The organism is Mesorhizobium sanjuanii (assembly GCF_002529485.1).
In the GTDB taxonomy this organism is placed as follows: domain Bacteria; phylum Pseudomonadota; class Alphaproteobacteria; order Rhizobiales; family Rhizobiaceae; genus Mesorhizobium; species Mesorhizobium sanjuanii.
On the sequence record NZ_NWQG01000063.1, the window covers coordinates 42,141 to 54,566 of the forward strand.

A 12,426-nucleotide genomic window follows, 5' to 3' on the forward strand; every position below is an offset into this window, starting at 1 on the left:
CGGCCGAGAATATCAGCGCCGGCGCCATTGGTTTCCGGACCAAGCTCACCAAGACACCCGGGCTCTGAAGCCCCTCTCCGTCCCTGTTGCCGCCACATCGCCATTCCCATATAGTCAAGATAGTCAGAATGGTCATGGAGGCTGAAATGCAGTCTGCGCCTAAAGAGGGTACCAACTGGACGGTCGCCGGGGCAAAAGCCCGGCTCTCGGAGGTTATCGAGCGCGCGCAGTCTTCGCCGCAGACGATCACCAGAAACGGCAAACCAAGCGTGGTTGTCGTCTCGGCCGAGGAATGGCAGCGGAAAACCGCACGCAAGGGTACGCTTGCTGAGTTCCTGATGGAGTCGCCGATGCGCGGCGCCGAACTCAACCTTGAGCGTCAGCGCGACGAACCGCGTGATCTGCCGCTGTGAGGCTCCTGCTCGATACGAATGTCCTGTCCGAGGTGACGAGGCCGGCGCCGGACGCACGCGTTCTGAACTGGCTGGATGGGCTTGATGAGGACCGCTCATTCATCAGCGTCGTGTCGATCGCCGAGATCCGGCGCGGGGTCGCCCTCATGGATGAGGGCCGGAAACGCGAGGCACTGGCCGAATGGCTCGCTCAGGATCTGCCGCAGCGCTTCGAGCAGAGGGTTCTTCTGGTGGACGAACCGGTGGCCTTGGCTTGGGGCGACTTGATGGGCCTTGCGAAGCGCCGCGGTCGCGGTCTGTCGTCGATGGACGGCCTGATTGCAGCCACGGCGATTGCGCGGGAGCTCACCCTGGCAACGCGTAACACGAGGGATTTCGAAGGCTTTGGAATTGAGCTCTTCGATCCCTGGACTGCGTGAACCGCTCGGCGCTGCATGCCTTAGCGATTAGCCGAAACGCCCATCACTTCGTCATCCACGGGCGGAGCAAGGAGCGTAGCGACGCAGCGCAGACCCGAGGATGACGAACGACACATCACCCCCGTGACAAACACCCCAGCATCAACTATATGACCACTCATGATCAACCTGACCGCCACGTATTGGTACTTTAGGAGCTCGCTGGCGGCGGGAGGATTGCGCTCGATCTGAAGATTGCAGCATCAAAATCCGACAGCCGCCAGACCTGGCGGCTTTTTTGTTTGAGCCGGCAGGTCTCCTAAACATAGTTTTACGCAATTCCGGACGGAAAACCGCTACGCACTTTTCCTGGAATTGCTCTAACAGGAGCAGAAAGCCGTGTTGACCACCACAGATGATCTTCGGGTCAAGGAAATCCGAGAACTGAGTACGCCGGACCAGGTGATGCGGGAGATACCGCGCACGCTGACGGCGACGCGCACCGTAACCGCCTCGCGTAACGCCATCCATTCCATCCTGACCGGCGCCGACGACCGGCTGGTGGTCATCGTCGGCCCCTGTTCGATCCACGACCCGGTCGCCGCCGTCGACTACGCCAGCCGGCTGGCGGCACTGCGCGAGAGCCTTGCGGACCGGCTGGAGATCGTGATGCGCGTCTATTTCGAGAAGCCGCGCACGACGGTCGGCTGGAAGGGCCTGATCAACGATCCCGACCTCGACGGCAGCTTCAACATCGACAAGGGGCTGCGCATGGCGCGCAACGTGCTCTCGGCGGTCAACAATCTCGGCCTGCCGGCGGCGACCGAATTCCTCGACATGACCACGCCGCAATACATCGCCGACCTCGTCGCCTGGGGCGCGATCGGTGCGCGCACGACCGAGAGCCAGATCCATCGCGAGCTCGCCTCCGGCCTGTCCTGCCCGGTCGGCTTCAAGAACGGCACCGACGGCAATGTGCGGATCGCCGCCGAGGCGGTGAAGTCCGCTGCCCAGCCGCATCATTTCATGGCGGTGACCAAGGGCGGGCGCAGCGCGATTGCGACAACCACCGGCAACGAGGACTGCCACGTTATCCTGCGCGGCGGCATCCAGCCCAATTATGACGCGACCAGCATCGCCGCGGCCAGCGCGGATCTCGGGCGAACCGGCATCGCGCCGCGGCTGATGATCGATGTCAGCCACGCCAACTCCGCCAAGAAGCCGGAAAACCAGCCGAAGGTGGCCGCCGACGTGGCCGGCCAGGTGGCAGTGGGCGAGGAACGCATCATCGGCGTCATGATCGAGAGCCACCTCGTCGCTGGCCGCCAGGATGTCGTGCCCGGCAAGCCGCTCGTCTACGGCCAGAGCATCACCGATGGCTGCATCGACTGGGCAACCACCGAGACAGTCCTGCATGGCCTTGCCGAGGCGGTCGAACAGCGCCGGTCGGCGCGGAAAGCCATGGCCGCCAGCCGTCCAGGAGCGGCCTGATGCGGAAGATTACCGCACATCCACCCAGCGCTTTTCCTCGAACGAGCGCGCCATCGCATGCACGGTGCGCTCAATCTCCAGGCCGTCGTCGAAATCGATGATGCGCGCCGGCTTGCCGGCCAGCCTGGTCAGCAATTCGCGGCATTCGATCATCTTGAGATCGTTGAAGCCGAGACCGTGGCCGGGCGCCGGCAAGAAGGCGTCGTAGGGCTTGTGATGCGGCGCCACCAGGATGGTGCGGTAGCCCTGCTCGGTCGGGCGGTCCGATGTTAGATAGAGCTGGAATTCGTTCATTCGCTCCTGGTCGTAGAGGATCGAGCCCTTCGAGCCGAAGATCTGGATGGCGATGCGGCCCTTGCGGCCCCAGGCCGAACGGTTGACCAGCAGCGTGCCGGCGACGCCGTTTTCGAGATGCATGAGCACGCTGGCGATGTCGTAGGTCTCGACCGCGCGGCGGCCGCCGGAAGCGACCAGGCGGTCGGCATAGGGCTTGGTCATGTCGCACATGACGCGGGCGACGCGACCGAACAGCACCGAGACCAGCGACAGCGGATGCACGGCGAAATCGTCGAGCGCGCCGTAGCCGGACGCTGCCTCATGCTTCCAGAAGAACAGCGCCTCCGGGTCGGCCATGAAATCCTCGTCCATCTCGATGCGCAGCAGGTTGACGTCGCCGATGATCTTCTCGTCGAGCAGTGCGCCGATATGACGGATGGCTGGGTTCTGGATGTAATTGTAGCCGAGCGCTGCCACCTTGCCGGACTTTTTCGCCGCAGCCGCCATGGCTTGCGCTTCGGCGAAGCTGGGGGCCATCGGCTTTTCGCACCACAGATGCTTGCCGGCTTGGAGGATGGCGATGGCCATTTCCGGATGGAACTGGTTTGGCGTGGTCAACGAGACGATGTCGACCTCGGGGTCGTTGACGACGGCGCGCCAGTCGCCGGAGCCCTTGGCGAAGCCGAATTCGCCCGCCTTGCGTTTGGCAAGCTCGTCATTGATCTCGCCGAGATGGACCAGCCTCGGCTTGGCCACGTCGGGAAAGACGGCGCCGACGGCGTTCCAGGCGATGGCATGGCACTTGCCCATGAAGCCCGTGCCGATGAGGCCCACTCCGACCATTTCCGTCATCTCCATATGCAAGGAAAAACTGATGTGGATGAATTAATCCATTTTCCTCGCAAATGGAACGTGTGGCTCATTTTTTATGGTCTTCTTGCACAAGCCCGCTATGATGAGGCAGGAGAGGGAATACCGACATGGCCTTAGGCGGAGCGACGATGGACGAACGGGTGCCCCGCGATTTCGAGACGCTGCGCGCGACAATCCTGGAGCGGCGCCAGAGCCTGCCCAAGCGTATCGCACAGATCGCCGCTTATGCGCTCGATAACCCCGACGACATCGCCTTCGGCACCGCGGCCAGCATCGCCGCTTCGGCGGGTGTCCAGCCCTCGACGCTGATCCGCTTTGCCCAGCAGCTTGGCTTCGACGGCTTTACCAGCCTGCAGCAGGTGTTTCGCGAGCGCCTGCGCGAGCGCAATTCCTCCTATGACGAAAGACTTGCGGCACTGCGCGCCAAGGCCGAGGAAGGCGCCGGCCATCGGGCGATCCTCGATGGTTTCGTCGCCGCCGCCAGCACCTCGCTCAGCGACATTTCGCGCACGCTGAACGAAGAGCATTTCGAAGAGGCGATCGCCCTTTTGGCAAAGGCCGAGACCATCTATGTGCTGGCCAAGCGCCGCTCCTATCCGGTCGCCTCCTACATCGCCTATGCGCTTGGCAAGCTCAAAATCCGCAACCAGTTGATCGAGTCGGCCGCTGGCCTGAACGCCGAGATGATCGGCTTTGCCACGCCTGCGGATGCCGTCATCGCCATCAGTTTTTCGCCCTATGCGCCGGCGACCATCGAGGAGACGCGCACCATCTCGGATCAGGGCGTGCCGATCGTGGCCATCACCGACAGCTCGTTCTCGCCGCTCGCCCAATTCGCCAAGGTGTGGTTCGAGGTCGCCGAGGCCGATTTCGGCGGCTTCCGCTCGCTGTCGGCGACGATGGCGCTGGCCATGGCGCTGACCGTCGCCGTGGGCGAGAAGCGGCGCGACACGGGCAAGAAACGCAAGGTCTAGATGACCTCCACGGCCGCTTCGCTTCCCGCCACAAGCCGTGCCGCGTCACGGGCCGGTGGCGACCCGAATTGACGGGCATACTCCCGGCTGAACTGTGAAGCGCTCTCATAGCCGACGGCGAAGGCGACCTGTGCCACGTTGCCAGGCTGGGCGACCAGCAGATGGCGGGCCTCCAGCAGCCGGATCTGTTTTTGAAACTGGATCGGGCTCATGGCCGTCGCCGCCTTGAAGTGGCGGTAGAATGCAGCGTTGCTCATATGGGCAATTTCGGCCAGATCCGCGACGCGGATTGGCTGATGGCAATGCGTCCGGATCCAGGCGATCGCCTGTCCTATCCGCGCCAGATGGCCATCGGCGCGCGCAAGCTGACGAAGCTTGCCGCCTTGCGGGCCCTGCAGCAGCCGAAACAACATCTCGCGTTGGAGCATATCCGCCAGCACAGGAATCTCGGTCGGCCGGTCAAGCAGCCGCATCATTCGACGCAACGCGTCGAGCAGCTCGTCATTGACGGGAGACGTGGAGAACCCGTCGCCGCCAAGGGCCGGCTCGTGCTCGACAAGGAGTGTTGCGACAGCCTGCAGGTCAAGGGTGAAGCCGATGGCCAGATAGGGACGCGCGGCGCTCGCTTCGACTATCTGGCTGATGGAGGGCGTGTCGACGGTATAGATGAAATAGCTGGCGCAGTCATAACGAAGTGTCCGGTCGCCGATCAGAACCGTCTTCGCGCCCTGCAGGACGAATAAGATGCCCGCCCCCCACACGCCCGGCAATGGCGCCGTGGTGACTTCGCTGCGGCCGATCGAAACGCGAGGGATTGCCGATAGGGTTCGTCGTCCGCGCGCATGGCGGCTGGCGATATCGATCAGCTCCCGTAGCACTTCGCTCATTGCGCCAGCATCGCGCATCCACATGGCTCGCGCAACCCGCGTGAGAGGATTAGGCAAGAGCGGGAGAGGTTTCGGCGCGCGGCGCCCGCTACATCGCGCCATTTGTGGATCTCCCACAAGGAACATGGAGACACCGATATGACGACGTCGAAGAGCGCGCTGGTGACCGGCGCCAACAAGGGCATAGGCCGCGAAATCGCCCGGCGGCTGGCAACAATGGGCTTCAAGGTCTGGCTCGGCGCCAGGGATGCCGAACGCGGCGTGGCGGCGGCGCAAGCCTTGCGCGCCGAAGGCCTCGATGTTCAATGGCTGGAGCTGGACGTTACACAGGACGAAAGCGTGGCTTCTGCCGCTAAAGCTGTCAGTACGGAAAGCCCTCGCCTCGACGTGCTGGTCAATAATGCCGGTGTCGCCATCAACTACGACCCGCCGCCGAGCCAGCAGCGTGTGGCCGACATCCAAGCGACTTATGACGTCAACGTCTTCGGCCCGATCCGCGTGACCCAGACCTTCCTGCCGCTGCTGCTTGCAGCGCCTGCTGCCCGCATCGTCATGGTGAGCAGTTCCACCGGGTCCATCGGCCGGGCGCTCGATCCCGCCACCGCGAACCACGCGGTCAATCTGATGGGTTACGGCAGCTCCAAGACGGCCTTGAACGCCATCACCGTGGCCTTCGCCCGGGAACTCGCGCCCCGAGGCATCAAGGTCAATGCCGCGGCGCCCGGCTACACCGCCACCGATCTCAACGGGTTTAAAGGCCACCGCACGGTACAGCAGGCGGCCGAGATCGTCATTCACCTAGCGACCCTGGGCGCTGACGGTCCGACCGCCGGCTATTTCAATGACGATGGCCCGCTTCCCTGGTGAATCGGCTCCCCGTGGGTCATAGCAACCTGGGCGCACGGCTGGAGGCAGATCCATCCCCCGTGCGCCTTTGCATCGGCACTTTTCAGCAAAGGAATGCTCGTTCCATATTGACTATAGATTGGAATTATTATTTCATATTGTCGGCGCCACGCTGCCGCTCGCGCGTGTTACCCAAAACAACGTGTTGCCAAGACAACAAGCCGGCAAGACAACAAGGCCGACGGGAGGTACGAATGGGCGAAGCTGTGGACGCGAAACATGCGCCGCTCGACATTATCACCATCGGCCGCGCCTCGGTCGACCTCTATGGCCAGCAGATCGGCTCGCGCCTGGAGGACATCACCTCCTTTGCCAAGTCGGTCGGCGGCTGTCCGGCCAACATTTCGGTCGGGACAGCGCGGCTCGGCCTGCGCTCGGCGCTGCTCACCCGCGTCGGCGACGAGCAGATGGGCCGCTTCATCCGCGAGCAGCTGAAGCGCGAAGGTGTATCCGTCGATGGCCTCAAGACCGATCCCGACCGGCTGACCGCGCTGGTGCTGTTGTCGGTCGAGGAAGAAGGCGTCTCGCCGATGATCTTCTATCGCACCGACTGCGCCGACATGGCGCTTTCGGAGGACGATATCGACGAGGCGTTCATCGCCTCGGCGCGTGCCATTGTCGTCACCGGGACGCATTTCTCCCGCCCCAACAGCGATGCTGCGCAGCGCAAGGCGATCCGCATCATGAAGGCCAGGGGTGGCAAGGTGGTGTTCGACATCGACTACCGCCCCAACCTGTGGGGGCTCGCCGGCCACGCCGAAGGGTTCGAGCGCTATGTCAAATCGGACCGGGTCTCGGCGCAACTGAAGACGGTGCTGCCCGACTGCGACCTCATCGTCGGCACCGAAGAGGAGATCATGATCGCTTCGGGCGCCGACGATTGCCTGAGCGCGCTGAAGACCATCCGCTCGATGTCATCGGCGACCATTGTGCTGAAGCGCGGTGCCATGGGCTGCATCGTCTATGACGGGCCGATCAGCGACGATCTCGAGGACGGCGTTGTCGGCAAGGGCTTTCCGATCGAGGTTTACAATGTGCTCGGCGCCGGCGATGCCTTCATGTCGGGCTTTCTGCGCGGCTGGCTCGGTGGCGAAAGCCTTGCCACGGCGGCGACCTGGGCCAATGCCTGCGGCGCCTTTGCCGTGTCGCGGCTGCTCTGCGCGCCGGAATATCCGACCTTCGAGGAACTGCAGTTCTTCCTGAAAAACGGCAGCAAGCATCTGGCGCTGCGCAAGGACGAGGCGATCAACCATATCCATTGGGCGACGACGCGCCGGCGCGACATTCCTGCACTGATGGCGCTGGCCTGCGACCACCGCGTGCAGCTCGAGGACGTCGCCGCCAAGGCCGGCGCCGATGCCTCGCGCATCCCCGCCTTCAAGGTGCTGACGGTCAAGGCAGCGGCAAAGGTCGCCGCCGGCCGTGCCGGCTATGGCATGCTGCTCGACGAGAAATACGGCCGCGACGCGATGTTCGAATTCGCCCGCCATTCCTTTGCCTGGCTTGGCCGGCCGGTAGAACTGCCGGGATCGCGGCCGCTGCGCTTCGAATTCTCTCAGGACATCGGCTCGCAACTCACCGAATGGCCGGTCGACCATTGCATCAAATGCCTGTGCTTCTATCATCCCGACGACCCGCCGGCGCTGAAGGAAGAGCAGCAACAGAAGCTGCGCTCGCTGTTCGAGGCCGCGCGGAAGGTGGGTAGAGAACTTCTCATCGAAATCATCGCCGGCAAGCATGGCAAGCTCGACGACACGACAATCCCGCGCGCGCTGGAGGAACTCTATGGGCTCGGCATCAAGCCCGACTGGTGGAAGCTCGAACCGCAGGCCTCGGCAAACGCCTGGGCCAGGATCGAAGCGGTGATCCTGAAGCACGACCCATGGTGCCGCGGCGTCGTGCTGCTCGGGCTGGAGGCGCCGCAGGACGAGCTGGAAGCGGCCTTTGCCGCCACCGCCAAGGCGCCCATTGTCCGGGGTTTTGCCGTTGGTCGCACCATTTTCATCAACGCCGCCGAACAATGGCTTGCCGGCAGGATGTCCGATGATGAAGCGGTGGCCGACATGGCGTTTCGCTTCGAGAAACTGACCGACGCCTGGCTTGCCGCGCGTGGCCGCAAAGCAGCATAAGAAGGCGCGGCATAAGGACTGCGGAGGAAAACAGCATGACCAAGACAATCCGCCTGACGATGGCGCAGGCGCTGACCCGTTTCCTGTCCCGCCAGATGACCGAGATCGACGGCAAGAGGATGCCGATCTTCGGCGGTGTCTGGGCGATTTTCGGCCATGGCAATGTCGCCGGCATCGGCGAGGCGCTCTACCAGGTCCGCGAAGAACTGCCGACCTTCCGCGCCCATAATGAGCAGGCGATGGCGCATGCGGCGATCGCCTATGCCAAGGCCAATTTCCGCCGCCGCTTCATGGCGGCGACCAGTTCGATCGGCCCCGGTGCGCTCAACATGGTGACGGCGGCGGCACTTGCGCATGTAAACAGGTTGCCCGTCCTGTTTCTACCCGGTGACGTCTTTGCCAACCGCTTGCCCGATCCGGTGCTGCAGCAAGCCGAGGATTTTTCCGACGGCACGGCGACGGTCAATGACTGCTTCAGGCCGGTGTCGCGCTATTTCGACCGCATCACCAGGCCGGAGCAGATTATGCCTGCCCTCAACCGCGCCATGCAGGTGCTGACCGATCCTGCGGAGTGCGGCCCGGTGACGCTGTCGCTTTGCCAGGACGTGCAGGCCGAGGCCTATGAGTATCCCGAAAGCTTCTTTGCCGAACGGGTCTGGCATCAGCGCCGGCCGCGCCCGGACCGTGGCGAATTGGCCGCCGCGGTGGCGGCGCTGAAGGGCGCGAAAAAGCCATTGGTGATCGCCGGCGGCGGCGTGCTCTATTCGCAGGCTTCCGGCGAACTGGCCAAGCTCGTGCAAGGCGCCGGCATTCCGGTCTGCGAGACGCAAGGCGGCAAATCCTCGCTGCCGGACGATCATCCGCTCAACATGGCGGCGGTCGGCGTCACCGGCACCTCGGCAGCCAACCGGCTGGCGGAGGAGGCCGACTTGGTGCTTGCCGTCGGCACCAGGCTGCAGGATTTCACCACCGGCTCCTGGGCGCTGTTCAAGAATTCCGGCAAGACCATCATCGGCCTCAACGCCCAGGTCTTCGACGCCGGCAAGCACTGGGCGCTGCCGATGGTCGCCGACGCGGCCGAAGGGCTCGCCGAACTCGGCGCGGCGCTGAAGGGCTGGAAGGCGCCCGCCGCGTGGACCGACAATGCGATGAAGGGCAAGACGGCATGGCAGGCCGACGCCGGCAAGGTGACGGCCTCGATCAATGCCGCCTATCCCTCGGACGCGCAGGTGATCGGCGCCGTGCAGCGCGCCATGGGTTCAGGCGTGATCTTGCTCCATGCCGCCGGCGGGCTGCCCGGCGAGTTGCACAAGCTCTGGCAGGCGGGCGCGCCCGGCTCCTACCATGCCGAGTACGGCTTCTCGACCATGGGCTATGAAATAGCCGGCGGGCTCGGCGTCAAGATGGCGAAGCCCGACGAGGAGGTCGTCGTGATGATCGGCGACGGCTCCTATCTGATGCTCAATTCCGAGATCGCGACGTCGGTGATGCTCGGTCTCAAGCTCACCATCGTGCTGCTCGACAACAGGGGCTATGGCTGCATCAACCGGCTGCAGATGGCGACCGGCGGCGCCAACTTCAACAATCTCCTGAAGGACGCCCGCCACGAAGTGATGCCCGATATCGACTTTGCCGCGCATGCGGCAAGCCTTGGCGCCATCGCCGAGAAAGTGCCGTCGATCGCCGGGCTGGAAACGGCGCTGGCAAAGGCGAAAGACAACAGCAGGACGACGGTGCTGGTCATCGACACCGACCCGCTGGTGTCGACCGATGCCGGCGGCCATTGGTGGGATGTCGCCGTGCCGGAAGTCTCGGTGCGGCCGCAGGTCAACGCCGCGCGCAAGAAATACGAGGAAGCCTTGGGCGACCGGCAGGGTTGAGCTCAGGTCCGTCCTGCAACGACTAGACATTGGAGTGCCGACTTGAAAGCCAAACTGGGCATGTCCCCCATCGCGTGGTGGAACGACGACCTTGCGGAATTGAGCGACGACGTGTCGTTGGAGGAATGTCTGCGCCAATCGCGCTCGGCGGGCTTCACCGGCATGGAGATGGGCCGCCGCTTCCCCAACGATCCCAAAGTCATGCTGCCGATTCTGAGGGAGGCCGACGTCACACTTTGCGGCGGCTGGTTCTCCGGCACGCTGGTCGATGAGGAGATGGCCAGGAACAAGGATCGCATCCAGCCGATGATCGATCTGTTCAAGGCGGTCAACGCGCCTTGTATCGTCTATGGCGAGGTTGGCCGCTCGATCCAGGGCGACCGTTCGAAGCCGCTGGCCACCAAGCCGAAACTCACCAGTGACGAGATGAAGGCCTATGCCCGGCGCCTGACCGAATTCGGCGAGTGGTGCGCCGAGCAAGGCATGCCGCTCTCCTACCACCATCACATGGCGGCAGTGGTCGAGACCGAGCCGGAGCTCGATGCCTTCATGCGCCATTCGGGCGAAGGCATTCCGTTGCTGCTCGATGCCGGCCACCTGGCCTTTGCCGGCGGCGATGTGCTGCGCGCCATCGACAATCACCACCGGCGCATCAACCATGTCCATGTCAAGGATGTGCGCATGGGCGTGATCGACGGGCTCGACCGCACCAGGCAATCCTTCCTCGACGCGGTGTCGCTGGGCGCCTTCACCGTGCCGGGCGACGGCTCGCTGGATTTCGGCGCCATCGTGCAAAGGTTGGCGGATCATGGCTACGAAGGCTGGTTCGTGGTCGAGGCCGAGCAGGACCCGAAGAAGAATCCACCGCTCAGGATGGCTGAAGTCGGCTACAAGGAATTGATGCGGGTGATGACGGCCGCAGGCTACACGGTCGAAACACAGGGCTTCCCCAATACGTCGGCCTGAAAATCGGAATCGATTTTCCAGCCGACGTATTGCTTCAAGATGTTAGAGCGTACTTTGTGCGTCCAAATGGACGCACGTCGCTCTAATGCCTGATTGCGGTGGTTCTCGGTGAAGCAGGCTTGCTGTAGGTTGATCCGATGAAGGATTCAGAGCACCCATTCTTTCGGCCTTTGTGGCGGCGCGTCGCCATCGTCGCGGTCTGCCTGATCTGGGCGGTGATCGAATTCGCCTCCGGCACGCCATTCTGGGGCGTGATCGCGCTCGGCTTTGCCGGCTACGCCGTCTGGCAGTTCTTCTACCTCTACAAGCCGGCGGACGAGGACAAGCCTCCGGCTGAAGCCGACCCGAAGGAATGACCCGATGTCGAAACTGCTGGTAAAGGCCAACAAGGGCCATGGCCGTGTCGCCCATGTCACGCCAAAAAGCGCCGGCTGGACCTATGTCGGTTTCGACCTGCATCGACTGAAGCCCGGCGAGACGGCGTCCGGGCAAACCGTCGACCGCGAAGTCTGCCTGGTGTTCGTCACCGGCAAGGGCCAGGCCAGCGCTGGCGGCAAGGATCTCGGCCTGCTCGGCCAGCGCATGTCCCCCTTCGAAGGCAAGCCGTGGTCGGTCTACGTGCCGCAGGGTTCGGACTGGTCGGTAACCGCCGACACCGATCTTGAACTGGCCGTCTGCTCGGGGCCAGGACTTGGCGGCGGCCTGCCTGTCCGTGTCATCGCGCCGGACGATCTTGGCCAGGAAGTGCGCGGCAAGGGCACCAACACGCGCTTCGTCACCAACATCCTGCCGGAGGGCAAGCCGGCCGACTCGCTGCTGGTCGTCGAGGTCATTACCCCGGGCGGTCATACGTCGAGCTATCCGCCGCACAAGCATGACCGGGACAATCTGCCTGATGAATCCTATCTTGAGGAGACCTACTACCACCGGCTCAACCCGCCGCAGGGCTTTGCCTTCCAGCGCGTCTATACCGATGCCGACAAGAATGGCGCTCGCGCGCTGGACGAGGCGATGGCGATCGAGGATGGCGATGTCGTGCTGGTGCCTGAGGGCTACCATCCCTGTGCCGCCTGCCACGGCTATGACCTCTATTATCTCAACGTCATGGCCGGGCCGAAGCGGACGTGGAAATTCCACAACGCGCCGGAGCACGAATGGCTGATGAAGGCCTGATCGATCGTTCCCACCACTGCATTGATTGGTCCAGAACGAAAAAAACGTCGGCTAATGATC

Annotated in this window: 12 protein-coding genes; 10 read left to right on the forward strand and 2 right to left on the reverse strand. The window is 63.6% G+C overall.

Annotated features, from left to right (window positions below; all coding sequences use genetic code 11):
* Positions 1-128 precede the first annotated feature (128 nt).
* From CN311_RS11960 to CN311_RS11970, 3 genes are all read left to right on the forward strand, one after another.
* Complete coding sequence (locus CN311_RS11960) at positions 129-413, forward strand: type II toxin-antitoxin system Phd/YefM family antitoxin (RefSeq protein ID WP_425351068.1); 285 nt, start codon at positions 129-131, stop codon at positions 411-413.
* Positions 410-832: a type II toxin-antitoxin system VapC family toxin gene (locus tag CN311_RS11965; protein WP_097573924.1), complete on the forward strand. Its 423-nt coding sequence runs from the start codon at positions 410-412 to the stop codon at positions 830-832. Before CN311_RS11960 ends, CN311_RS11965 begins: the two co-directional genes overlap by 4 nt.
* Positions 833-1,210: 378 nt before the next feature.
* On the forward strand, positions 1,211-2,302 hold the full coding sequence (locus CN311_RS11970; RefSeq protein ID WP_097573925.1) for a 3-deoxy-7-phosphoheptulonate synthase: 1,092 nt from the start codon (positions 1,211-1,213) through the stop codon (positions 2,300-2,302).
* Positions 2,303-2,311: 9 nt separating this feature from the next.
* Here CN311_RS11970 and CN311_RS11975 read toward each other — a convergent pair whose 3' ends face one another.
* Positions 2,312-3,421, reverse strand: coding sequence for a Gfo/Idh/MocA family protein (locus CN311_RS11975; protein ID WP_097573955.1), 1,110 nt, complete (start codon positions 3,419-3,421; stop codon positions 2,312-2,314).
* 158 nt (positions 3,422-3,579) lie between these two features.
* On the opposite strand from CN311_RS11975, the gene CN311_RS11980 reads away from it, so the two are divergent.
* On the forward strand, positions 3,580-4,425 hold the full coding sequence (locus tag CN311_RS11980) for a MurR/RpiR family transcriptional regulator (RefSeq protein ID WP_165779671.1): 846 nt from the start codon (positions 3,580-3,582) through the stop codon (positions 4,423-4,425).
* Here CN311_RS11980 and CN311_RS11985 read toward each other — a convergent pair.
* Positions 4,422-5,312 carry an AraC family transcriptional regulator gene (locus tag CN311_RS11985; RefSeq protein WP_097573956.1) on the reverse strand — a complete coding sequence of 297 codons (891 nt, stop codon included), beginning with the start codon at positions 5,310-5,312 and terminating at the stop codon, positions 4,422-4,424. The two genes, CN311_RS11980 and CN311_RS11985, sit on opposite strands and share 4 nt — an antisense overlap.
* Positions 5,313-5,450: 138 nt before the next feature.
* On the opposite strand from CN311_RS11985, the gene CN311_RS11990 reads away from it, so the two are divergent.
* The 6 genes from CN311_RS11990 (at position 5,451) to iolB (ending at position 12,366) form a co-directional block, all read left to right on the forward strand.
* Complete coding sequence (locus CN311_RS11990) at positions 5,451-6,179, forward strand: SDR family oxidoreductase (protein WP_097573927.1); 729 nt, start codon at positions 5,451-5,453, stop codon at positions 6,177-6,179.
* Between the two features lie 233 nt (positions 6,180-6,412).
* The gene (locus CN311_RS11995; protein ID WP_097573928.1) at positions 6,413-8,347 is read left to right on the forward strand and encodes a bifunctional 5-dehydro-2-deoxygluconokinase/5-dehydro-2-deoxyphosphogluconate aldolase; all 1,935 of its coding nucleotides are present in this window, start codon (positions 6,413-6,415) and stop codon (positions 8,345-8,347) included.
* A 35-nt stretch (positions 8,348-8,382) separates the two neighbouring features.
* Positions 8,383-10,227, forward strand: coding sequence for a 3D-(3,5/4)-trihydroxycyclohexane-1,2-dione acylhydrolase (decyclizing) (gene iolD, locus CN311_RS12000; RefSeq protein ID WP_097573929.1), 1,845 nt, complete (start codon positions 8,383-8,385; stop codon positions 10,225-10,227).
* Positions 10,228-10,269: 42 nt separating this feature from the next.
* Positions 10,270-11,193, forward strand: coding sequence for a myo-inosose-2 dehydratase (iolE, locus tag CN311_RS12005; RefSeq protein ID WP_097573930.1), 924 nt, complete (start codon positions 10,270-10,272; stop codon positions 11,191-11,193).
* Between the two features lie 137 nt (positions 11,194-11,330).
* On the forward strand, positions 11,331-11,549 hold the full coding sequence (locus CN311_RS12010) for a hypothetical protein (protein ID WP_097573931.1): 219 nt from the start codon (positions 11,331-11,333) through the stop codon (positions 11,547-11,549).
* A 4-nt stretch (positions 11,550-11,553) separates the two neighbouring features.
* Positions 11,554-12,366 (forward strand): 5-deoxy-glucuronate isomerase, encoded by an 813-nt coding sequence (iolB, locus tag CN311_RS12015; protein ID WP_097573932.1) that lies wholly within the window; start codon positions 11,554-11,556, stop codon positions 12,364-12,366.
* Positions 12,367-12,426 lie beyond the last annotated feature (60 nt).